Source organism: Candidatus Pseudothioglobus sp. Uisw_050_01 (assembly GCF_048085775.1).
Lineage (GTDB): Bacteria > Pseudomonadota > Gammaproteobacteria > PS1 > Pseudothioglobaceae > Pseudothioglobus.
In genome coordinates, this window is the sequence record NZ_CP159804.1 from 697,318 (window position 1) to 720,494 (window position 23,177).

25 protein-coding genes are annotated in these 23,177 nt (G+C 40.2%); 20 read left to right on the plus strand and 5 right to left on the minus strand.

Annotated elements, in window-relative coordinates; translation table 11 throughout:
• Nucleotides 1-254 precede the first annotated feature (254 nt).
• From msrA to ABXT51_RS03545, 9 genes are all read left to right on the plus strand, one after another.
• Nucleotides 255-743, plus strand: a complete 489-nt coding sequence (gene msrA, locus ABXT51_RS03505) for a peptide-methionine (S)-S-oxide reductase MsrA (RefSeq protein WP_416696149.1) — start codon at nt 255-257, stop codon at nt 741-743.
• A gap of 4 nt (nt 744-747) precedes the next feature.
• A complete protein-coding gene (locus ABXT51_RS03510) occupies nt 748-1,494 on the plus strand; it encodes a HesA/MoeB/ThiF family protein (RefSeq protein WP_416696150.1) in 747 nt (248 codons plus the stop codon).
• A gap of 33 nt (nt 1,495-1,527) precedes the next feature.
• A complete protein-coding gene (locus ABXT51_RS03515; RefSeq protein WP_416696151.1) occupies nt 1,528-1,797 on the plus strand; it encodes a hypothetical protein in 270 nt (89 codons plus the stop codon).
• Nucleotides 1,798-1,833: 36 nt separating this feature from the next.
• Nucleotides 1,834-2,184 carry a thiol-disulfide oxidoreductase DCC family protein gene (locus tag ABXT51_RS03520; protein WP_416696152.1) on the plus strand — a complete coding sequence of 117 codons (351 nt, stop codon included), beginning with the start codon at nt 1,834-1,836 and terminating at the stop codon, nt 2,182-2,184.
• Nucleotides 2,185-2,206: 22 nt separating this feature from the next.
• Nucleotides 2,207-3,529, plus strand: a complete 1,323-nt coding sequence (locus ABXT51_RS03525) for an MATE family efflux transporter (protein ID WP_416696153.1) — start codon at nt 2,207-2,209, stop codon at nt 3,527-3,529.
• Between the two features lie 129 nt (nt 3,530-3,658).
• Nucleotides 3,659-4,582, plus strand: a complete 924-nt coding sequence (locus ABXT51_RS03530; protein ID WP_416696154.1) for an inverse autotransporter beta domain-containing protein — start codon at nt 3,659-3,661, stop codon at nt 4,580-4,582.
• A 1-nt stretch (nt 4,583) separates the two neighbouring features.
• Complete coding sequence (locus tag ABXT51_RS03535; RefSeq protein WP_416696155.1) at nt 4,584-5,534, plus strand: hypothetical protein; 951 nt, start codon at nt 4,584-4,586, stop codon at nt 5,532-5,534.
• Nucleotides 5,535-5,599: 65 nt separating this feature from the next.
• Nucleotides 5,600-6,625 carry a hypothetical protein gene (locus tag ABXT51_RS03540; protein ID WP_416696156.1) on the plus strand — a complete coding sequence of 342 codons (1,026 nt, stop codon included), beginning with the start codon at nt 5,600-5,602 and terminating at the stop codon, nt 6,623-6,625.
• Nucleotides 6,626-6,651: 26 nt separating this feature from the next.
• Nucleotides 6,652-7,404, plus strand: a complete 753-nt coding sequence (locus ABXT51_RS03545) for an opacity family porin (protein ID WP_416696157.1) — start codon at nt 6,652-6,654, stop codon at nt 7,402-7,404.
• A 206-nt stretch (nt 7,405-7,610) separates the two neighbouring features.
• Here ABXT51_RS03545 and ABXT51_RS03550 read toward each other — a convergent pair whose 3' ends face one another.
• The 3 genes from ABXT51_RS03550 to ABXT51_RS03560 form a co-directional block, all read right to left on the minus strand.
• Nucleotides 7,611-8,495 (minus strand): hypothetical protein, encoded by an 885-nt coding sequence (locus ABXT51_RS03550; protein ID WP_416696158.1) that lies wholly within the window; start codon nt 8,493-8,495, stop codon nt 7,611-7,613.
• On the minus strand, nt 8,495-9,391 hold the full coding sequence (locus ABXT51_RS03555; RefSeq protein ID WP_416696159.1) for an inverse autotransporter beta domain-containing protein: 897 nt from the start codon (nt 9,389-9,391) through the stop codon (nt 8,495-8,497). The genes ABXT51_RS03550 and ABXT51_RS03555 overlap by 1 nt, the downstream gene beginning before the upstream one ends.
• A gap of 90 nt (nt 9,392-9,481) precedes the next feature.
• Entirely contained in the window at nt 9,482-10,360 is an 879-nt protein-coding gene (locus ABXT51_RS03560) for a pirin family protein (protein ID WP_416696160.1), read from the minus strand.
• Between the two features lie 210 nt (nt 10,361-10,570).
• Here ABXT51_RS03560 and ABXT51_RS03565 point away from each other — a divergent pair, with 210 nt between their 5' ends.
• From ABXT51_RS03565 to ABXT51_RS03610, 10 genes are all read left to right on the plus strand, one after another.
• The gene (locus ABXT51_RS03565) at nt 10,571-11,290 is read left to right on the plus strand and encodes a type 1 glutamine amidotransferase (RefSeq protein WP_416696161.1); all 720 of its coding nucleotides are present in this window, start codon (nt 10,571-10,573) and stop codon (nt 11,288-11,290) included.
• A gap of 92 nt (nt 11,291-11,382) precedes the next feature.
• Nucleotides 11,383-11,727, plus strand: a complete 345-nt coding sequence (locus ABXT51_RS03570) for a cysteine-rich CWC family protein (protein ID WP_416696162.1) — start codon at nt 11,383-11,385, stop codon at nt 11,725-11,727.
• Between the two features lie 11 nt (nt 11,728-11,738).
• Nucleotides 11,739-13,103 carry a pyridoxal phosphate-dependent decarboxylase family protein gene (locus tag ABXT51_RS03575; RefSeq protein WP_416696163.1) on the plus strand — a complete coding sequence of 455 codons (1,365 nt, stop codon included), beginning with the start codon at nt 11,739-11,741 and terminating at the stop codon, nt 13,101-13,103.
• 183 nt (nt 13,104-13,286) lie between these two features.
• Nucleotides 13,287-14,213, plus strand: a complete 927-nt coding sequence (locus tag ABXT51_RS03580) for a nucleoside phosphorylase (RefSeq protein ID WP_416696164.1) — start codon at nt 13,287-13,289, stop codon at nt 14,211-14,213.
• A gap of 67 nt (nt 14,214-14,280) precedes the next feature.
• Complete coding sequence (locus ABXT51_RS03585; RefSeq protein WP_416696165.1) at nt 14,281-14,682, plus strand: c-type cytochrome; 402 nt, start codon at nt 14,281-14,283, stop codon at nt 14,680-14,682.
• Nucleotides 14,683-14,823: 141 nt separating this feature from the next.
• Nucleotides 14,824-15,255: a glyoxalase gene (locus tag ABXT51_RS03590; protein ID WP_416696166.1), complete on the plus strand. Its 432-nt coding sequence runs from the start codon at nt 14,824-14,826 to the stop codon at nt 15,253-15,255.
• Between the two features lie 11 nt (nt 15,256-15,266).
• On the plus strand, nt 15,267-15,398 hold the full coding sequence (locus ABXT51_RS03595; RefSeq protein ID WP_416696167.1) for a hypothetical protein: 132 nt from the start codon (nt 15,267-15,269) through the stop codon (nt 15,396-15,398).
• Between the two features lie 4 nt (nt 15,399-15,402).
• The gene (def, locus tag ABXT51_RS03600; RefSeq protein ID WP_416696168.1) at nt 15,403-15,975 is read left to right on the plus strand and encodes a peptide deformylase; all 573 of its coding nucleotides are present in this window, start codon (nt 15,403-15,405) and stop codon (nt 15,973-15,975) included.
• Between the two features lie 247 nt (nt 15,976-16,222).
• Nucleotides 16,223-17,632 carry an ammonium transporter gene (locus tag ABXT51_RS03605; RefSeq protein WP_416696169.1) on the plus strand — a complete coding sequence of 470 codons (1,410 nt, stop codon included), beginning with the start codon at nt 16,223-16,225 and terminating at the stop codon, nt 17,630-17,632.
• Between the two features lie 11 nt (nt 17,633-17,643).
• Complete coding sequence (locus ABXT51_RS03610; RefSeq protein WP_416679257.1) at nt 17,644-17,820, plus strand: hypothetical protein; 177 nt, start codon at nt 17,644-17,646, stop codon at nt 17,818-17,820.
• A 76-nt stretch (nt 17,821-17,896) separates the two neighbouring features.
• Here the strand turns inward: ABXT51_RS03610 and sucB are convergent, their stop codons facing one another.
• Nucleotides 17,897-19,012, minus strand: a complete 1,116-nt coding sequence (gene sucB, locus ABXT51_RS03615) for a dihydrolipoyllysine-residue succinyltransferase (protein ID WP_416696170.1) — start codon at nt 19,010-19,012, stop codon at nt 17,897-17,899.
• Nucleotides 19,009-21,711, minus strand: coding sequence for a 2-oxoglutarate dehydrogenase E1 component (locus ABXT51_RS03620; RefSeq protein ID WP_416696171.1), 2,703 nt, complete (start codon nt 21,709-21,711; stop codon nt 19,009-19,011). The genes sucB and ABXT51_RS03620 overlap by 4 nt, the downstream gene beginning before the upstream one ends.
• A 413-nt stretch (nt 21,712-22,124) precedes the next feature.
• Between ABXT51_RS03620 and bmt the strand changes: the two genes are divergently transcribed.
• Entirely contained in the window at nt 22,125-23,141 is a 1,017-nt protein-coding gene (gene bmt, locus ABXT51_RS03625) for a betaine--homocysteine S-methyltransferase (RefSeq protein ID WP_416696172.1), read from the plus strand.
• The last annotated feature ends 36 nt before the right edge of the window (nt 23,142-23,177 follow it).

Sequence of the window (23,177 nt, forward strand, 5' to 3'; positions counted from 1 at the left end):
GTAGCTCTTTAATAGTATTTAACGAAACCACTAGTTAAGGCGTATTAATTAGAAAACAATTATTAAATATATAATTATTAGCGATTAAGTGGGCTAAAGAAGAAGGCTCGAAATCTGCATTAATGAACCGGTAGAGAACCAGTACATTTATTTGACTTAAGTGGATTGTCTGAAAGCTAAGATTTAGAGTTCATTTATTCATTCTTTTGTCATCATAAGTTATACTATATTCTTTTAATAAACGACAATTAATTATGCAAACAGCTTACCTTGCTGGTGGTTGCTTTTGGTGCGTAGAAGCTATCTTTCAGCGCGTTAACGGCGTCAAAGAAGTACAAAATGGTTATTGTAATGGGTCGACTCAAAACCCGACGTATGAGGCAATATGTACGGGCCAAACTGGACACGCAGAAGTCTTAAAAGTTGACTTTGATGAGAGCGAAGTTAACTATGAGTCTTTGTTAGAGGTTTTCTTTGAGACTCACAATCCAACGACCCTAAATCAGCAGGGCGCAGACAAAGGAACGCAGTACCGATCGGCTATCTTTTATACCAATGACTCACAGAGGCAAATTGCAACCTCAGTGATTGGAAACATAAAGGGCGCGGTAACTGAGGTCTCAGAGCTTGATGTATTCTATCCTGCAGAGGCTTATCACCAAGATTACTTCAACAACAACGCCAATCAGCCGTACTGTCAAATGGTAATTTTGCCAAAAATTAATAAGTACTTTAAGCAATAAATTAATGAAAGACCAGGAGCTACTCAGATACTCTAAGCAAATTATGTTGCCTCAGATTGATATTGAGGGGCAGCAAAAAATTATGGACTCGACCGTGCTAATTATTGGTATGGGCGGTCTTGGGTCTCCTACGGCGCTGTATCTCGCTGCTGCGGGAGTTGGCCATATAATTATTGCTGATTTTGACCAGGTAGAGCTTTCAAATCTTCAGCGTCAAATCATTCACCAAACTAAAGACATCGGTAAGGACAAGGTCAATTCTGCTAAAGATAAATTGATTGAGCTTAATCCAGAAATTAAAGTGACGATTGCAAACGAGCTCGTTCATACGGGCAACCTTTCTCAATTAGTTAAAGGTGTTGACCTTGTTCTTGACGGCACAGACAACTTTGAAAGTCGCTTTGAAATTAACAAGGCCTGCGTTGAGTTTGAAAAGCCTCTTGTTTCAGCTGCGGTGATTCGTTTTGAAGGTCAGGTCTCTGTTTTTAAGGGTTATGAGAAGGACCAACCTTGCTACCAGTGCCTCTACTCTGAAGAGGGAGATGACAATGAGAGTTGCGTTCAAAATGGCGTTTTAGCGCCAGTAGCTGGACTCATTGGCACGATTCAGGCTTTGCAGGCTATCAAGGTTCTATTGAGCTTAGGGGATGAGCTATGCGGAACACTTTTACTCGTTGACGGCTTGGATTTAAGTTTTAGAAAGGTTAAAATTGGTAAAGATTTAAAGTGCCCAATATGTAACTCAAGTTAGGCCTAATTTTTTATATTTTCGGAGATCTAAAAAATGATTAACTTTATAAGTATCCTTGTGTCAGTTGGCTTTGGGTATCTTTTCTTTAAGATTGCAAGACCGAAGATAGAGTCTGGATCTAAAGCTATTTATTACGCACGAACCTTTGTTGCTTGGAGCCTTTTCGCTTCGACTTCCTTTTATGTTCGACCTTTTGTTGTTGATCAGAGTATCAATAATATAATTTACTGGCTTATGATGTCAGCGCCATTTGCTATTTTTGCAGCAATCGCTGGCTATCTTTATGGAAAGTTTGGTAAGTAATTACTAACAGTAGCTCAATAACTAATGAATAGAATTATGAAAACTGAATCAGAGGGAAAGGTTTTGTTTAATGAAGAGTGCAGTATCTGCAACTTTGAAATTAAGCACTACAAAAAACGCTCACAGCTCGAATACGAAAACTGCAGTCAGAAGGGCGATAAGTACTTAAAGGCGCTTTATGTTGAATTTCCAGATGGCTCCGAAATAAAAGGCGTTGAAGCTTTTATCTATGTGTGGAGTAACACCAAGGGTTATAACTGGCTTGCCAGGTTTGTAAGCACTCCAGGAGTCTTTAGTATTGCTAAGCTAGTCTATGCTTTCCTTGCATTTATACTGTACTGGCGATTTAAGCTCTTTAATCAAAAGTTTAAAAGAGACGCCCTTTAACGGCATTAATTAAGTCATAAAAATGCAAACAAATTCTAAAGACCTTTCGCACAAGAGAGTCTTGGGTGTGGCTATTCCAATCGTATTGGCGAACGCCACAATCCCAATTTTAGGCGCTGTCGATACTGCGGTTGTCGGGCAGTTAGGACTGGCAGTTCCAATAGGTGCTGTCGGTATAGGCGCAATCATCATCACGGCAATTTATTGGCTGTTCGGTTTCTTACGGATGGGCACAACAGGACTTACCGCGCAAGCTATCGGTTCTGGTGACAAACCTGAAACATCAGCCCTTCTAGTCAGAGGAGTCATTATTGGTTTCACAGCTGGCCTGATATTAATCATTGCCCAGGTACCTATTTTTTTAGGGGCTCTGCAGTTATCTCCTGCCTCTATGGAGGTAGAGAGCTTAGCGCAAAAATATTTACAGATTAGGGTCTATAGCGCGCCTGCTGCTATCGCTCTTTTTGGAATTACTGGCTGGCTGATTGCTAAAGAAAAAACTCGAGCAGTTCTGCTACTTCAATTGGTTCTCAATGGGATCAATATTGCATTAGATTTAGTGTTTGTTTTAAAGCTTGGATGGGGCGTTGAAGGGGTCGCTATTGCAACTCTGATAGCAGAATGGTCAGGCCTTATATTTGGACTCTGGCTTGCAAGGGAGGGCTTTAATAATGGCTACTGGAAAAACTGGCTGCAGATATTTGATAGAGCGCGCCTAATGCAAATGGCCAAAGTAAATAGCGACATAATGATTCGCTCAATTCTGCTAGAAATTAGTTTCGTTAGTTTTTTGTTTCTAGGCTCGAGTTTTGATGATGCGACGCTAGCTGCCAACCAGGTACTGATTCAATTTTTAAATATTACTGCCTACGCCCTTGATGGGTTTGCCTTTGCAGCAGAGGCTTTGGTAGGGCAGGCTCTTGGCGCTAAAAACAGACCACTATTTCGAAGGGCAGTGGTAATGACAAGTCAATGGGGTCTTGGCTCAGTGATTCTAATGGCGCTAGCATTTTTTGTTTTTGGTAATAGTATTATTAATATTATGACAACTGCGCAGGATGTGAGGACTGTTGGCTATGAGTATCTCCCTTGGATGGTGATTGCTCCTTTGGCTGGGGTAGCCGCGTGGATGTTAGATGGAATTTTTATCGGCGCTACAAGGACAGCTGATATGCGCAATATGATGTTTATTTCTTTTTGTGTTTATTTGATAGCACTCGCCATTTTGCTTCCTAAATATGGCAATCATGGGCTTTGGGCTTCGTTGATTATATTCTCCTTAGCAAGGGGAATTACTTTAGGTTTTAAATATCCCAGGCTCGAGGCATCAGTGGGGCCTAACTAACCTAATAAATATTTTTATAGCTATAAATTATTATTTATAATTATGTGGCTCTATTTGAATTATATACACGATGCATCCTAAACTATATAATTCGTCCCTTACAAATTTATTATTATAAGGAAGTATGAAATGAGTTTTTCAAATTCAAATCTAACAAAGACAGCGCTCAGTGCACTCTTAACAATGTCACTCGGTTTCTCACTCAGCGTAAGCGCGGATGACTCTGAGCAAATCAAGTCTTCACTGATGAGTAGAATGACTAGCTCCGCTAGCTCTTTTGTCTCGACAGGTATTGGCGCTCTATTAAGTCCAAACTTTAATACCGTTGAGGTCAGCACCAACCTAAAAGAGGGTGACTCATCGGTTGATATTGGTGTTCTTAGGGCTTATGGCGACAACCCAAATTCATTTATTTTTAACCAGATCAACCTCAATCGTTTTGATAAGAGAACGACTTTAAACCTTGGTCTAGGCTATAGAAGACTCAACGCTGACGAGACATGGATGACCGGCGTTAACGCGTTTTACGATCACGAGTTTCCAAACGATCACAAACGTAATGGCGTTGGCTTTGAGCTTATTAGCTCGATTTTTGAGACAAGGGTGAACTCATACAATGGCACAACAGGCTACATTAAAGATAAGAGCGGTGTTAACTCCAAAGCACTTGACGGCAGAGATATGGGCTTCAAGGTAGCACTTCCTTACTTTCCAGGCATGATGTTTGGAATGAACGCAGTGCAGTGGGATGGTATTGACGGTATGAAAGATAAGAAGAGCAGGAAGTACACGCTCGGCGGTTACCTCTCTGACAACGTATCGGTAAGCTATGAGCATCATGATTATAAGCTGGCCGCTACTAAAGATACCAATACTATTAACCTGAACTACACGTGGGGCTTTGGCGTAGAGAATACAAAACCAAAACTATTTGAACTCGCAAGCTCGGCTTACGAGCTTAAAAAGCTTGGCGATCAGCGCTATGACCTAGTCAAACGTGAGAATCGAATCGTTAAGAAGAAATCTGGCGTTCTAACAGTGAGTGGTTACTAATATGAAAACATTAAACTTAAATAAATTATCACTATTAATTGGGCTGTTTTTAGTTTCAGCTTTTTTTACAACAAGTGCAAATGCAATGTGTATAAAAGTAGGTGATGTTATAACTACTGTGTCTGGTGAAACTCCTGTTAAGGATAGTAGAGCACCAACAACAGCGACAGATCAATGTGGCGACACACCAGATACCTATAGAATAGTATTTTATAAGCTTGCAATTTGCACTGCTGACACAAAGACAAATGATTTGAGCTCTTGTCAGTATATTATTAATTCAGCAGCTGGAAAAACGATAGACATTGAATATCCTGCCTCTCAGGTATTAGATATCCCAGAATTTTCAATTGATCCTGGAACCTACCCCTATATGGTAGCTGTCATTGGAAGTAGGCTGGGCATTAAGCATGCATGGGAAACAAGCTCCAATACTGGTGGTGCTGGAGATGGGGAAGGTAAATTTTGCTGGACATCTAATACTGGAACAACGGCATACACAAATGAAGCATTTACGTCTTCCGCACATGGCGTAACAACCATAGATGACTATGACGTGAGCGGTATCGCAATGGCTACTTGTGGTGCTGAGTCTGCTTCAGCACCTGTATTTACGTATGAAATTATAAATATTTTGACTGAAGAATTGTGTTCTCGTGGTTTTGGGGCTAACGGTGATACTCAGAACTTTGGAGCTGTACCAGGTGGTAATGGCTCTGCTACAATTGCACTTCTCGATACTGCTAACGCATTTGCAACAGAATGTGCAAATTCACACAAAATTCTTTGGACTACACTACTTACAACTCCTCATGTCGTTACAGAGGACAGTACGTTTGAGCTCAAGATGCGCACACAAGGCGCAGTTTCTATGGACTTTAGTGGTGGTAATGATAACGAGTTTATTAAAACTGGAGCAGATCCAATTCAGTTAAATTTATATGTAAACTGATTAATTTTTATAGAAAAGAATCGTTAAGAAGAAATCTGGCACATTAATAGTGAGGGATTACTAATATGAAAACATTCAACTTAAATAAACTAACAATTCTGCTTGGACTCTTTTTAGTCTCGGCTTTTTTTACAACGAGTGCAAATGCCCTTTGCGTGGTTAATGGAGCCGGAGCAATCGTTTTTGATGGTGCTGCAAAGAATCCTCAGGATGCGAATGAATTTTATCCTGTTAAGGGCGATACCACGCTTTATGATATTAATGGAAATGTGGACTATACGGCGAACACCCCAACTCCAGATTGTGGAATCACACCTGATACATATAAGCTGAACCTATACAAAATGGGTATTTGCAAAGCTAACCCAGACCTAAACGACTTGACGAGTTGTCAGATGTTCTTTGAGAGCGCTGCAGGCATTGAGCTTGATATCCAGGCAGGCGTTAGTACGACCCTTGATATTCCAGAGTTTACAATTGATCCAGGGACCTACCAATACTTGTATGTTCTTTTGAGTAACAAGTTGGGCATGAAGTGGTCAGGAAGATTTAATGTTGCTGTTGACGGGTCATCGGGTGATGGAAATGGCGGCACGTATTGTTGGACGAGTAATGCTGGTCTATATCCAAATGCGCCTCAAAATAATAGTAGTGACGATGCAGTAACTACTGTGCACGGTACATCTCTTGCAACAAATGTACAGAATATGGACTGCGGCACCTCTGAAGGAACAGTTGTCTTTGCTAACGAAGCATTGCTTAGGTTTTCACAGGGTTATTGTTCGGCCGATTTAGGGGCAAACGGCGATAAATATACGTTTGAAAAAATGGGTGTAGGGGCGGCTCGCGGAACGCCAACGGCTAGTTTGCTTACTAGTGCGGATGTCTTTGCAACAACCTGTCAAACTGCTGCAAAAATTGGATGGACAACAGCCCTTGATACCTCTTACAATGTAACAGAAGATTCAACTTTTGCTTTGAGCGTTAAAGCAACAGATGCAAACTCCCTTAAGTTTAGTACCGGAGACAATAACGATATAGATAAGATTCAATCGGGCGCACCTAAAATTTTCTTGAACGTCACTGACTAAATATATTTAAGTCGCATTATTAGTTTATGAAAATATTAGTCCAAAATAAACTAATAATGCTTGTGGGGCTGCTCTTTCTCACAGCGCTATTTTCAACAAGCGCTATTGCAGAAGATTATTCTGATCAAAGCGTTAATGAGCTCTCATTCGGTATCACAGTTTCTGCTAACGGCTCCCTCACCTCTGCAAGCGGTATGCATACCACTCTTCCAGGCAACCTGGGTACAAACGTTAAAAAAGGCACGCTCAACAATAACACCGTAACTAATAAAGACTATGCTATCAGTGTTGATTACTATAGAAAAATTAGCGACAACATCTACTTTAATGCTGGAATTACTGAAAGCAGCATGAAGACTAAAGATACGGCAGCTACTTTTGAAGGTGGATATGTTGTTAGGCCTTTTCCAACATTCACAACGAAGGGCGTCACCCTTAATTTAGGTCCAAGCTATAGGTTTGATACTTCCTCAAGCTTTACCCCTTATATAGGTTTAAATGTTTCATATTTTTCTGGAAAAGTAACGAATACTAATTACCCAACTGTTTCTGGAACTGGTACCTATGGTGTGGGCGGTCCAGAGACAAAGGCTACCTGTTGGGGTCTGAACCCTAATCTGGGTATGTATGCTAATTCAGGGCTATTAAAGGGTTTTGGCGTTTCAGCCAAGTCTCAAAATCTTGATTGTGATGGCGACTCTTTTCGCAGTTTCACTCAAGGCTACAAGACAGAGTTTAAAAATATTCTCTATTCAGTAGACTATCGAGTCTTCTTTTAAACCTTTTGTAAAACTTATTTCTTACAAGCCTATACTGTCAATTTTTACAGACACTTAATGGCACATCTTGTGCTATTTCGCCTTGCTATGTATAAAGCTAAATCATGATTACAGGCTAGTTTCTTTTGACTTGGTCAAGTCAAATGTCTCAAAATAGAGGTAGCCTTATAATTAGCTTTAAAATAGTTACTCAAAGATGACAAAATCTAATCAGTAATAGTAAACTTGGATTTCACGTAATATGGGGTCATTGCACACGTTGCCGCTCCAGTACCCTTGGCACTTAAAGAGCCTTTAGATCCAAAAGCAATATCAATTTTTGGCGCTGTAGGTCCTACTGTATAGGGCTCTGAAAGAGGGTATATCAAGCTAAAGTCGGTATCTGTAGAGGCAACATCTTCAATTGCAATTCCATAAAGGGGATCAAAAGGCAGCCATTTATTCGAAGAACCATTAGCACCACCAGATCCAGTTCCAATTGAGGTCGAACAGTTCTGAGCAGTACAAATCCTATACGATGTTGCGCTTACAGCATTTTGACTCGTCGTGCCCCTACTAGATGCAGCTCCAGCGTCTGTGCCAATATAAAAAGTTTGCAGGGTTGCAGTCCCAGATGTCTTGCCAGCTAACATTCTTTCGTATTTATTACCGCTACCAGCAGTGGCAACCGAGTCTGTACTACAAATTCCTGTATAGTTGGACCCAGCAGCAATAGTTACTGAGCCTCTCATCTTTATTTCTCTTGAAAGTGTCGGCTTGATGTGGGTAAATGTTGTGCCAATAGGCAGGCCCGTTGTAGAGGCAAAAGTAGCAATCGCTTGTCCAGCTGCCACTGAGGTTACGTCAAAGGTCAGGCTTCCAGTTCCTACCGTAACGGCGCCATTACAAGTAACGTCATATGAGCTTAGAGCTTCGGTTGTATTTACCAGTGATGCCGGAGCACCTGTACAAAGCTCTAGTTTTAACATCGTCACTATGTATTCATCAGGTTGGGCGCAGTCACCATCTTGAGCAACAGCACACGCTGCAGCACTCGCTTGTAAAGAAATTGAGCTCAGCAATAGAGCCAATAGTAAAAATAATTTATTCATTAGTCAAGCCTCGAAATAGTTACGCCAACGCCTTCAGACTCAAGCGTAATTTTGTTTGATCGCTTTACCTTTGATAAAAGCTGTGAGCTCATATCACCGTCTGGGAAGGCTTCATCTGATATAAAGTCTGTTGATGCTGCAGGGCCTTCTCTAGCAGGGAAAACAAAGGATATTTTTACAAAGTTATCTTTCTTTTGGATGTTGTTATCATCAACACCTAATTCCATAATTACATTAGGGGTTAGATGCAAGTCAAAGCTTAATTTATCACCCTTGGAGTTTTTAGAGTTATTGACTTTCTTCCACTCATAATGCGTTAAATTAATTTTTGCCCACGGAAGATAGGGGATCTGGCCGCTGATACTCATGTCGTTTCCATTAAGTGCCCTTTCTTTAAAGTCACCCACCGTCTTTTGTCCAGAGATTGCTTCGTAGTGGTTAATTAAAATATCGAAGACTGCAGTCCTGAATTCAAAACCTAAACTGTATCTTGAGTTACCCTTCGCATCATAGTCAACAAAGACGTTTCCACCAATCATTGATTTTTTATTATCTGATAGTGTCCTGTAGCCTAAGCCAATGTTTGTTGTCAGTCTACTTTTACTTCTAATTTGAGTATTACTCAGTTGCAGCTGAACAAACCACGCATCTTTACCTGGATGAACAGATATTGGTCTTACCGTCATAATTGAAAATTCTGGTTTGCTATCTTCTTTAGCACTAAACTCAACTTCAGTATCACCCTGTCCGCCAATAACGCCGGCAATAGAAGAGGCAATGCCCGAAGACATACTTGAAAGTAAGCCTTGCTTTATGGCGTCAGAGTCATCTGCGTTTGCATTTGCACTAAAAGCAAACACTACAAGTAGAAGTGCTTTTGATAACTTATTTTTCATGGGAAGGTTAGTAATTTTTAAAAGTAGGTAATTATAAAGAGTTTTTTTTAAAAGTAAATAATTCAAAATGAGCCATTTTTTAATTAGTTGCTAGTCTAAATACCCAAACTTGCCGCTATTAAAGTCATCAATTGTTTGTTTTATCTCTGCATTGGTGTTCATCACGAACGGGCCATATGAGGCAATAGGCTCATCGATAGGCTCGCCGCTAAGAATCAGAATGGTTGCATCTTCATCTGCCCTAATGGTGAACTCTTTGCCGTCATTTTCAAAGAGGACAAAGTGGTTAGTTGGCGCTTTTTCAATGTTGTTGATTGTAGCGCTTCCTTTGGTAATTAGAAGTCCTGTGTTGTGACTAGCAGTAAAGCTAAAGCTAGTTCCCTTGCCTTTATTTAGGTGAACGTTGTATAGACTTAACGGGGTAAACGTAGAGGCTGGGCCTTTACTGCCTTCAAAATCACCGGCAATAATGTCTACAGAGCCCGCATTATTTTCTAACTGAACCGTAGTAATATTTTTTTTATTAAGGTTTTGGTATTTAGGTGTCGTCATTTTGTCTTTGGCAGGCAGGTTAACCCAGAGCTGAACCATCTGCATCTCACCGCCTTTTTTACCAAAGTTTTTTTCGTGATACTCTTTATGAAGAATGCCAGAGCCTGAGGTCATCCACTGCACATCACCTTCTGCAATGATTCCGCCGCCGCCACTACTGTCATGGTGCTCAACCCTTCCTTTGTAAGCAATCGTAACCGTTTCAATGCCTCTGTGAGGGTGCGAGCCAACACCCCTTGGCGCGCCATTATTTGGCGGAAAGTAATGCGTTGGACCATAGTCCATTAATAGAAATGGGCTCATACGTTTCATTGTGAGTGGCTCCTCTCTGCCAAGAATTCCATGAACTCTAAAGCCGTCCCCTACAAAATGAAGGTTACCTGGAGCTATTACTGACTCTATTGTTCTAAATGCCATTTTATTTGTTATGTTCTTAAAACATAAAATTATAGATGTATTCCATTAATTGCTCTGTTTATTTATTGCAACAGTGTGTTTTATTTCACATGATTACTTTGAGACTAAGAGGGCTTAATTGAATTTTAATAAAGCTAATCATTAAAATAATAACTGATAACTTTGTAGTTCATAAATTAGAATACAACTATTAAATTAAAAATTTTTCTTTTGAAAAAAAATATTCTTGTTTTTAAACATATGACTTCTCAGAATCCTGGAATCTTTCGAGATTTTGCCGATATTCAGAATGTTAGTTTTCACGAGATTGACCTTCATGCTGGCGACAAAATTCCTAATTTAGAAAAGTTTGATGGTCTCTGGGTGATGGGAGGCTCGATGAACGTATGGGAGGAGGAGGAGTTTCCTTGGCTGATTGACGAGAAAGAAGCTATTCGCCATGCGGTTGAAGATTTAAATATGCCGTTTTTAGGCATTTGCCTTGGGCATCAGCTCCTTGCGGTAGCAATGGGTGGCAAGGCGGTCAATACTGGAAGGTATGAGGTAGGTCTGTTTGAAATTGAGCCCACCAAAGCAGGACTAAATCACCCACTCCTTTATAACCTTAAAGATTCTGAAAAATGGGTTAATGCGCACTTAGTAGAGGTAATAAAGCCGCCGAAGAACTCTGTTATATTAGCAACCTCTTTGGCTTGTCAAAACCACATTATGCAAGTAGGCGAGAATGCCTATTCATGCCAGTTTCATCCTGAGGTCTGCAGTCACACTTTGGATGGCTGGATGAAAATTCCTGGCGTACCTAACTTTTTTGAAGAGTTAAGTGTTAACGGTCTTGAAGATTTAACGAGCAGTATTACTGATAATTTAGCGGTTAATAATAAAGCTTCATTTACCCTGTTTAAAAATTGGTGTAATTTAGTATTTGACTAAAACAACTTACTATTTTATGCATTAGATATATTGTTGTTGCATTGCACTAGAATCGATGTCAAAATCTAGAATCAATTTCATTTTTTATAACTATGACTGCTAAAAATTGCTCTAAGTGCAATCAATCATTTGGTTGTGGTGCTGGGACAGGCAACTGCTGGTGTATGAGTTTTCCTGCAATTATGTCTCCAACCCTAGAGCAAGACTGTTTTTGCCCATCGTGCCTTGGAGATGTAATTAACAATAAAATTGAGTCACTTATAGATGAGAATGGTATGGAGAGTTTTCAAAAACTTGCTGAGCCGTATCGCGCTCAACCTAAGCTCATTAAGAATGTGGACTTTACTATTGAAGACGAATTGTATGTATTTAGTAAATGGTATCTAATAAAGCAGGGGAGTTGCTGTAAAAATGGCTGTAAGAACTGCCCTTATTAAAAACTTGAACTATGCATAAATTTGATGATAAAGCCTCCAAGATATTATTAAATGTCCTTTCTCATACCATTGAGCGCTTAAGTATGGACCCGCCAACTTTAGATTATCCAAAGTCGGTTAATTTTTTTGAAAAAAATGCCAAAAGCCTTATCTCAGAAATGGGAAACTCTATTGACACTGTTTTTGATCAATATAAAAATACTATAGAGCAAAGCATTATTTCAGTGGACTCACCAAGGAACTTGGCCTTTATACCTGCCGCGCCTACCAAAGCCTCTATGATTTTTGATTTAGTAGTTTCTGCTGGATCCCTTTGCGGAGTTTCTTGGCAAGAAGCGAGTGGGGCGGTCTGGGCAGAAAACCAAGTCATACGATGGATCGCTGATCTTGTTGGACTTCCTGAGAGTGCTGGAGGCTGCTTTGTTGCTGGAGGAACAAATGGAAACTTATCTTCATTGGTCGTTGCAAGAGAGGAGTTTCGTAAAAAGAATCCCGGCAGGTTGAAACGCTTGGCTATTTTGTGCTCTGATCAAACCCACTCTTCAGTAAAAAGTACCGCCCTAGTAATGGACTGTGAAGTCATAGTTGTTGCCACAACTGATTCATATCAATTAACACGTGAGCTTATTGAAAATGAACTTAGAGATGATTCAAAAACGTATGAGAGTCTTGATATATTTGCTGTTGTTGCAACAGCTGGCACGACAAATTTGGGGGTGATAGACGACATCAATGGTATATCTGATTACGCAAAAAAGAACAAAATATGGCTTCATGTCGATGGCGCTTATGGAGGCGCAGGCTTGCTTTCAGATAACGTCAAAGATTTGTTTAATGGAGTTGAAAATGCGGACTCATTTATTGTTGATCCCCATAAGTGGCTTTTTGCTCCGCTTGACTGCGCGGCGGTCATTTATAGAGATAAAAGTTTAGCAGCAGAAGTGCATGCTCAAAAGGCGAGTTATTTGGATATTCTTCATGATGAGGAGGAGGGTGACAACCCTTCAGATTATGCTTTTCATTTGTCAAGGAGAGCGAGAGGTTTGCCGCTATGGTTTTCTTTATCCGTATACGGAGTAGAGGCATATCGAAATGCTGTAGAGAGTTCACTTAATATTGCCAGCTACACGTCAGGCGTAATTAAGGAGTCGTCACATTTATCCTTGTTGATTGAGCCCACGCTTTCAATCGTTGCTTTTGAGAGAATAGGTTGGGACTGGTCAGATTATAAGAGTTGGTCAAAAAAGCAACTTAAAAAACAAATCTGCTTTGTTGTTCCATCTTCCGTAAGAGGTAAGCCAGTTTTGAGGTTTGCTTTTGTAAACCCGGGAACCACAGAGGCAATAGTAGATGAGATCTTATTAAGCCTAAAGTAAACCTTCGCAATAATATTTACTTTATTGGCTTATCTTTTTTTGGTTTTTTCTTTTCTTTTCTAGAGTCTTTTCCCTTAGCCATGATTCCTCCCTTTAATGACAAATATCTTACAGTATTTTCGATTGCATCTTTGGAGCCTTATTAATATAATACTGGTATGACAAAAAACAATCCTAATACATATGACTGGTAGATCTGAGATCGTAATTGTTAATGAGCGTCTCTACCACTTGGGAATAAAAAAAGGAGACCTTGCGCAGAATGTCTTTATCGTTGGAGACCCGGCGCGTGCAATACGCGTCTCTAAAGAGTTTGATACGATTGAGCGAGAGATTTCAAATAGAGAGTATCTAACATTTACAGGCACATATAAGGGTATTCCAGTTTCTGTTATTGGCACTGGGATTGGCACAGACAACGTCGAAATTGCCTTGGTTGAAGCCTTCATTGCCAATGAGTTTAACCTTAAAGATAACACCCGTAAAAGTGACTGTCCGCCGATGACATTTATAAGGCTTGGTACGTCTGGTGGCGTTCACCCAGATATAGCTCCTGATACTCTTGCAATCTCATCCTATGCGCTTGGTTTAGATAATACTGGGCTCTACTATGATGAGGCTCCCATAGATGAAATAGTTGAAAGAATTGAGATTAAAGCCAAACAAATTTTGACGGATGCAGCCCTTAAAGACTCAAGATTTAGAGGAAAAATTATTCCCTATGCATCAAAAGCATCTACCGAAATTACAGAGGCATTGGCAAAGCAAGCAGCCAAGCATAATGTTAAATTTGAAGTTGGGATAACGGTTTCCTCTCCAGGCTTTTATGGCCCGTCCTCGCGCTTTATTGAGGGCCTAAAATATACCTTTCCTGACATTAAGGGTAGCCTTTCAAAGCTTGAAGTCGATGGTCTTCAGGTGCTCAATATGGAGATGGAGTCCAGTCTATTTTTTCACTTATGTGGCCAGATGGGTTATCGAGCCGGGACAATTTGTACAGTGATTAGCGCCTCAACATCGAGCGATGATGTTGTAGACTATGACGCTGCTATAGGAAGCGCAATTAAAATTGGCCTGAAGACGCTAGTTGACCTTAATAAAGCAAGCTAGTTTAGAAGCTTAATAACTACATTAAAACTCCACATAGCTTATATTTCTTTAGAGTAGACTCACCCCTATGAAAATATATATCATTGCCATAATTGCGATTTTAGCCGGGTGCAGTTCTGGAGAAAAGGAAAAGAGCCTGGAGTTAAATGTAGCACTTGGAGAAGACGTTTTTAATAAAAACTGCGTCAGCTGTCACGGCTCAAAAGGAGTCGGCCTTGCCAAGGATTGGAAAGTTAAAGATGAGAACGGTAACTATCCAGCGCCGCCGCTGAACGGCACAGCGCATACTTGGCATCATCCACCTTCTGACCTGCTTTATACAATTAATAAGGGTGGGGGAGAGATGGGCGGAATGATGCCTGGATTCGAACAAAGACTTTCTGAAGAAAAAAAATTAGCTCTTATAGATTATATTTATAGTTTGTGGCCAAGTGAAATTCAATCAAAATACGACAAGAGGTTTAAGTAGTTAAAAATTCTATTTAAGTAGTATTTTAGTAGTTAAAAATTCTATATAAATCCAATTTTTTCGAACTATTCGCATCAATATGCTCAAGTTTGGCGTATTATTTTCTATAAAATAATATTTTTTCAGTTTTGGATTTTAATTATGAGCAATAGATTTCATCTGGCTGTTGAGGCTGGAGATTTATCGGTAACTGTTTTATGGTATCAAGAGGTTCTTGGGTGCAAGTTAGATATGTCAGAGTTAGGCTCAGAAGAAGGGCTATGGCAAGATGTTGACTTTTGGGGAAATGAATTAACACTTCATAGCTCAACTCCAAGAAAAGCAAAAAATGTAGATATGAATAGACATGATGTTGCGATGGGAAATGTTGTTGTTCCTCATTTCGGAGTCCACCTAGAAATGGATCAGTACAAGCAGGTTCGTGAAAATGTTCTTAATAATAATGGCTTCTTAGATAAGCCATATATCCGTTTTGAAGGAACAGATTACCAGCAGGAAACATTCTTTGTTAAAGATCCAAATCATAATGTCTTAGAGATTAAACACATGGTTAATTCTAGAGACTCTCAATAAGGAGTATAAAATTGAATGATGACCAAGTAGAAAAAATACTAAAAGAGCTCAGAGATATTCGCGGCGTTATGAATAAGGCCTATCAATTATTTTGGGGCGCAAGCATTTTGCTTTTATTAATTCTTGTTGTGAATTTTATTTAAATAAATGATTAGGCAAATAGTACAAATTGGAAATCCAGCTCTGCGCGTGATTGCAAATGTTGTTGAAGAAAGTAAGATTGCTTCAAAGGAAATTCAAAGTCTTATTGATGATCTTATTGAAACAATGAGAGATGCAAATGGCGCCGGCTTAGCGTCAACTCAAATTGCAGTTCCTTACCGGGTATGCGTTATAGAGGTCAATAAAAACCCTCGCTATCCCTACAAGCCAGATATTCCTTTGACGGTTTTAATTAACCCTAAAGTAACCTTTTTAACAGAAGAAAGAATCAATGTTTATGAGGGCTGCCTGTCGGTTCCAAACTTAAGAGGAAGGGTTGATCGGTGCCCTGAAGTTCTAATTGAAGGCCTTAATCGAGAGGGCCAAAGCCTCAGCTTTATTGCAAAGGGCATAAGTGCTGGAACCTTTCAGCACGAGCTTGATCATCTTGATGGTCTTGTCTTTACTGATCGAATGAACGATGCCAGCTCACTGACAACTATTGATGAGTTTGTAGAAAATCAAGAAGAAGAATTTAAGCAACAAGTCATCAGTATCGTTAAAAATTATGGCAGTTAATTGAAGTCATAGATCACTATGAGCTTTAACTAAGCCAATTCTACTAGATTTATTAAATTAATTATCTTCCGTAAGTATTTGTTATTTATTAACTTACTTTAAAAACCTTCTGTAATTGACTTAATTTAGAGATAAATTTGATAGATTTGTCGTTTTGAATTGTTTATACTCGAGAGCGTAAGAGCAAAAAGTTCTTATAAGTAAAAAGGAGAGAGTTTACTTACAACAAAAAAAAGGAGAAATTGTTTTGGAAGATCAAATCTTAGCTTTAACGGCAGAGTTAGCTGCTGTCAAAAGTGCGGCTCAGGTCACAAACACCATGTTTGCTGAAGCGTACTATTACTTAACAATTCCTTTGATGGTTCTTATTCATGCTGGTTTCCTTCTCTATGAGATGGGCCAAACTCGTGTGGCAAATGTACTATCATCAGGAATCAAAAACTTACTTGCGTTCGCGTTTACAATCGTAACATTTTATCTGTTCGGTTGGTGGTTCTATTGGGCCTTACCAACGTTTCCAGTTACGTCCCTAGTATCAGGTGCCGGTTTCATGGGAACTTCAGGTTTAGAGTATGCAAGTGCTATAGCATTACCATGGGGCGAATCAGCTCAGTATATGGGTCCAAATATGGGTGATCATGCTTCAGGTGTATTCTGGGGTGCTTTTGCTTTATTTGCTGCAACGACTGCGTCTATTGCTTCTGGCGCGCTAATCGAGAGAATACAAACTGTAGGTTGGGTAATCTGTGCGATTGTCCTTGGCTCTTTTGCATGGGTTGTAGCTGCTGCTTGGGGCTGGCATGCCGATGGTTGGTTAGTAACAGAGTTCGGTTTTCATGACTTTGGTGCTGCTGGACTGGTTCACGCCGTGGCCGGATTCTTCGCGCTTGGTATCCTATTAAATTTAGGTCCTCGTGTTGGAAAATTCAATGCAGACGGTTCTGCAAATAAAATTGCAGGTCATAACATCCCACTAACAATCACCGGCTTAATGCTAATTATTGTTGGTTTCTTTGGCTTCCTAATGGCATGTATCATTCTGCCTGGTGAGGGTTGGAGTTGGTATGGTGATGCTGGAGCAACTATTTATGGAACGCCAATTACGCTCTCAGCACTAGCATTTAACGTAACTTTAGCTGCATCAGGCGGAATTATCGGTGCATGGGTATTTACTAGAGACCCTTTCTGGATGATGTCTGGCTGTCTAGCAGGTATTATTTCAGTCGCCTCTGGCCTTGATGTTTACTTCGGTTCACATGTAATTATTATTTCAATTGTTGCGGGCATGATTTTAAAACCATGTGCAGACTGGCTAGAAGGCTTAGGTATTGATGATGCTGTTGGCGCTGTTACGGTTCATGGAACAATTGGCCTGTTTGGTGTTGTTGTTCTTGGTGTGTTCGGTTCTGGTATACCAGGACTTGGTGCATTTGCCCCAGAAGATACAGTTGCAATTAGTCTATATGGTCAGATTGTTGGCGCTGTAGTTATGTTCTTGCTTGGATTTGTTCCTGGATACGTTGTATCCTGGTTGGTTAACAAAGCTGGAATGTTACGTATTCCAGATGCTGTCCAAATCAAAGGTCTTGACGCAGTCAAGGTTCCTGCTCAGGCTTATCCTGAGTCAATGGTTAGTGACGATTCTGATTCTAAATAAGGAGGAATAATATGGGATATTTTATTGAATCTTTTACTGAACTACATGCTGATGGTGCTTGGATGGATATGGGTATGTATATTGGTGCGGGCAGTTCAATGCCTGGATGGTATACGGTCATTGCATCGGTTATGTTAGTAGCGATTTTAGTCAAAGGAAACAATGACGAACAAGATCACTATAAATAGTAACCTGTAAAAGTAATAAACTAAAAAGGGCGGTATGAAAATACCGCCCTTTTTTTTATCTGAAATAGTTAGCTTTTTAAACTTTTAGTAATAGCCTGGCTGGATCCTCTAAAGCATCTTTGATTGAGATCAAAAACTGAACCGCCTCTTTGCCATCAATAATTCTGTGATCATAGGAGAGCGCAAGATACATCATCGGCCTTATGACTATTTCGCCGTTAACAACGACTGCACGCTCTTGCGTTTTATGCATTCCAAGGATTGCGCTCTGAGGTGAGTTCAAGATTGGTGTTGACAGAAGCGAGCCAAAGACGCCGCCATTGGATATAGTGAAAGTTCCGCCGCTCATCTCTTCAATTCCTAGGGTTCCGTCCTGCGCTCGAACTGCGTAATCAACGATGCCTTTCTCGATGTCGTGCATTCCCATTTTGTGAGCATCACGAAGTACAGGAACAACCAGTCCTCGATCAGAAGAGACAGCTACTGAAACGTCGCAGTATGCGTGATAGACAATGTCATCGCCATCAAGGTATGCGTTTACTGTTGGGAATTTTTTAAGTGACTCGACTGCGGCTTTAACAAAGAACGACATAAAGCCCAATTTAACCGAGTACTTCTTCTCAAAAGCCTCTTTGTAGCTTTTTCGCATAGCCAGTATCTCAGTCATATCAACTTCATTAAAGGTTGTCAGCATGGCTGTATTTTGAGTCGCAGAGTGAAGTCTTTTGGCTATAGTTTTGCGAATACGGTTCATTGGAACTCTTTCTTCCATTCGATTACTCGTTGGCTTGGATGCGCTTGGCTCAGGAGAGTTTATTGGCTCCTCTTGAACATTCTCCTGAAGGTTTATTTCAGGAGGCTCTTCATTCGCTTCAACTGGAGATTCTGTTACTTCCTTTATTGGAGCCTCTTTAATAATTTCTTTAGGGGCTTCAGAATTTTGAGCCGGCATTTCAGCGTCATCATCTAAAAGAGCGAGAACCTGCTGAGCATTAACCGTTTCACCTTCCTCCGCTATGATTTCAGTGAGAACACCTGCCTCTTCAGCAGGAACCTCTAAAACAACTTTGTCTGTTTCAATTTCAACGATTACGTCATCAACCTCAACATAGTCTCCAGGTTTTTTATGCCACGCAGCGACAGTCGCTTCGTTTATAGATTCAGGGAGAACCGGTACTTTTACTTCTTTCATTTTTTAATGCTCCTAGCAGTACCCATAGTTTGAATACCTAACGCTTTTTCAATGATATAGCTTTGATTAATGTTGTGCTGCCTAATGCTTCCCTCTGCAGGAGCAGAGTAAAGGTCTCGCGCAACGACATGAAGAGTTTGGCCTTTAACAATGCTTTGCATAAAGTTATGCCTGGAAGTGTACCAAGCACCCTGATTAATTGGCTCTTCTTGGCACCAAACTATATCCTTTGCATTTGGAAACTTCTCAAGCTCTTTGATAAGCTGTTCTTCTGGGAATGGGTAGAGCTGCTCAAGTCTCAGTATTGCAACGTTATTAATCTGATCATCTTGGCGGCGCGTTAATAATTCATAAAATAGTTTGCCGCTACACATAATTACGCGGTCAACTTTCTTAGGCTTGATGTTGTCATATTGCTCTTCGTAAACATCTCTAAATCTGCCTTCAGTAAACTTATGCAGTGGTGAAGCCGCCAGAGGATTCCTTAAAAGACTTTTTGGCGACATAATAATTAGAGGTGCTCTAAATTTTCTTAATATTTGACGCCTCATCAAATGAAATATTTGCGACGCGGTTGACGGCACGCAGACCTGCATATTGTGACTCGCACAAAGCTGAAGGAAGCGCTCAAGCCTTGCAGATGAGTGCTCAGGCCCTTGACCTTCAAGTCCGTGAGGTAGAAGCATAACTAGGTTAGATAGGCGCCCCCATTTGGCCTCAGCTGATGCAATAAATTGATCAATAATTGCTTGAGCGCCATTAACAAAGTCTCCAAACTGAGCTTCCCAAATAACCAGTGACTCAGGGTTCGCAGTGGCGTAACCGTACTCAAACCCAAGGGCTGCTTCTTCAGATAGAATTGAGTCAAATATTTGAACTCTTCCTTGCTTATCGCTAATGTTTTGAAGTGGCGTATAGTCTTCGTTTGCTAGTTGATTGTGAAGTACTGCGTTACGGTGGAAAAATGTTCCTCTTCCAGTATCCTGTCCTGTAAGGCGAATAGGCGTTCCAAAATCAGTAAGGCTTGCATAGGAAAGAGTTTCAGCAAAGCCCCAGTCTGCATTAATTTTTCCATCAGCCATCTTTTGTCTTTCAGACATCATCTTCTTAACGCGCGGGTGAATCTCAAAGTGACTCGGGACTTTTTGAAGTTTTTTGTTTAAGTCTTTAATTTGCTTTTTACTAATAGCAGACTCGTAAGGGTCGAGCCAAGTAGCATCAAAGTAATCTTCCCATAGCATCTCCCAGGCCCTTTTGTTTTTATCTTTGGGCTGAATAATATTGTAAGCAACCCTCTCACCCTCTTTTAGTTCTTGACGGTAATCGCTAATCATTGCATCAACTTCTTTTTGTTCAATGACGCCTTGCTTCATTAGAGTGGTCGCATAGTTTGCGCGCGTAGTCGGTTTCTTTCGAATTGCCTCATACATTAAGGGCTGAGTCACTGCTGGCTCATCGGCCTCGTTGTGTCCATGTCTTCGATAGCACATCAAATCGATAACGACATCTTTTTTATACCTCATTCGGTAATCGAGCGCTAACTTGGTGATAAAGCTAACCATTTCTGGATCTTCAGCGTTCACATGAAATACCGGCGCATTAATCATCTTGACAACGTCAGTACAATAATCCGTAGACCTTGCATCATCCTGCTTGGAGGTGGTAAAGCCAATCTGATTGTTGATAATAATATGAACCGTGCCCATCGTTCTGTAGCCTCTTGACTGAGACATGTTTAAGGTCTCCATCACGATTCCTTGGCCAGAAAAAGCGGCGTCTCCGTGGATAAGCACGGGGAGAATTTGTTGGCGCTCAGCGTCCTCAATCTTGTCCTGGTGATAGCGGGCATAGCCCTCGATAACTGGGTTTACTAATTCAAGATGAGAAGGGTTAAACATGAGCGCAAGATGAACATCCTCTTTACTCGTTTTAATGTCTGATGAAAAACCTTGGTGATATTTAACGTCACCCGTTTGATTCTTTCCTAGCCCAAGCTCTCCGGCAAACTCTTTAAATAAGCTTTCAGCCCTCTTACCCATAATATTAATTAGTACATTAAGGCGTCCTCTATGGGCCATGCCTAGGCATATCCTTTTCATTGAGTGCTCTCCTGAGTGCTCAATTAAAACGTTTAATAGTGGCACTAAGGTATCACTCCCCTCTAAAGAGAAGCGTTTTTGACCCACGTACTTATTATGTAGAAATTTTTCGAATACTTCGGCTGCTGTCAGCCTTTGAAGTAGCCATTTTTTATAGTCCACTGAATTTTCTTTTTCAAGAGACATGGTTTCAATTTTAGTTTGAACCCACTTTCTTTCTTCGAGGTTAGGAATGTTCATATACTCAACACCAAGACTGCTGCAATAAGTTTTATTAAGAGAAGTAAAAAGATCTCTCAGGGTACTGCAGTTTGGGCCTTGGTATGAACCCATATCAAAAGTCTTGTCAAGGTCAGAATCACTTAAGCCGAACTCTTCAAGAGTGAATGGAGGCGTTGAGTGGTGCCTTGGCCTCTCTAAAGGGTCTAGCCCTGCTCTTAGGTGGCCTGAAAATCGAAAGGCATAAATTAAACGAAGAACTCCAAGCTGAGCAGCACTTTGACTGACAACTTTAGTATTGGAAGTTGATTCAAAATTGTTTTCACCATAATCAATAAAGCGGTTAATCACATCATCGTGTGAGCTAGAATTATTATTCATTATTTGGAAGAATTAAGTGATGAAAGAGGGGGCGATTTATATTTATTTTTGACTGAACAAGGTCATTTGTATTGCTAATTAATAGCCTGCAATTTGGTACTTGCTTTGACATCAAAATATTCACAATTTGTGACTTAAATATTTAACTTGAAATTATATAGAGAATGGGGCCTGTAAGTAGTTAATTATTAAAATTAATAATTACTATTCTTGCAATAAATTTTAGAATTCAAAATGAATTCTAGTTTGTATTTAAAATTTTTTTCTAATGTGCGAGTGATTAATAGAATATTGTTATATAAATGATGGTGAATCTAGATTGAATTTCTTAAAATCAAAATTATTTAAGGAATTGGGTAATCCGACTTAAAATTCTTGAAGAACTATCATTAATAATTCTTCTAACTAGCCTAATGAATAATTTTTTAAAAATTCTTCAAGACAAAGAACATATCCTTGCAGATGGCGCAACGGGTACGAACTTATTTGAAATGGGGCTAGAGACAGGAGACCCACCTGAGCCTTGGAATTTAGATTATAGAGGTCGAATCCGCTCCCTTCACCAAGGCTTTGTTGATGCAGGCTCTGATTTATTTTTAACCAATAGTTTTGGCGGCACTTCTTTTCGGCTCAAACTCCATAATCTTGAAAGCAGGGTGTTTGAATTAAATAAAGCTGCTGGAACTGTTGCAAGAGAGGTTGCAGATCGTGCAGATCGCTTAGTTATTGTTGCAGGGTCAATGGGTCCAACGGGTGAAATGATTGAGCCTCACGGCTTAATGACTCCAGCTGAGGCAACTGAGGCTTTTAAAGCTCAAGCTGAGGGTCTCGCTGAAGGAGGCGTTGACGTTTTGTGGCTAGAAACTATGTACTCAATGGAAGAGTTAGAGGCTGCTCTTGATGCAGTTAAAGGTATTGGCTTACCAGTTTGCGCGACTATGAGTTTTGATACAGCAGGTAAAACAATGATGGGAATCACTCCTGCAAATCTTGCTATAAGAGCAAAAGAGCTTAACCTTAAAGGGTTTGGGGCAAATTGTGGGGTTGGAGCGCCTGATTTGTTAGCAACAATTAATGACATATCTCGAAATGTGGAAACAGGTACGGTTGTGATTTCAAAAGCAAACTGCGGCATTCCTCAGTTTCATGATGGAAAAATTCTTTATTCAGGAACAGAAAAATTAATGGCTGAGTATGTTCAAATTGCAATGAACTCTGGCGCAAAAATTATTGGTGGATGCTGCGGAACAACTTACGCCCATGTAAGGGCAATGCGAAATGCAATGGATCAGCATAAAGTAACCGCGCCTCCAACTTTAGCTGAAATTGAAAGGCGAGTTGGAGTTATGTCTAATGGGTCGAGAGCTATCTTTGAAGGTGACGATTCAAAACCCACTAAAGAGCGCAGGAGCAGACGCTCAAGGTCTTAAAAGCAACAATTCATTTATTTAATTAGTTGTTTTTGT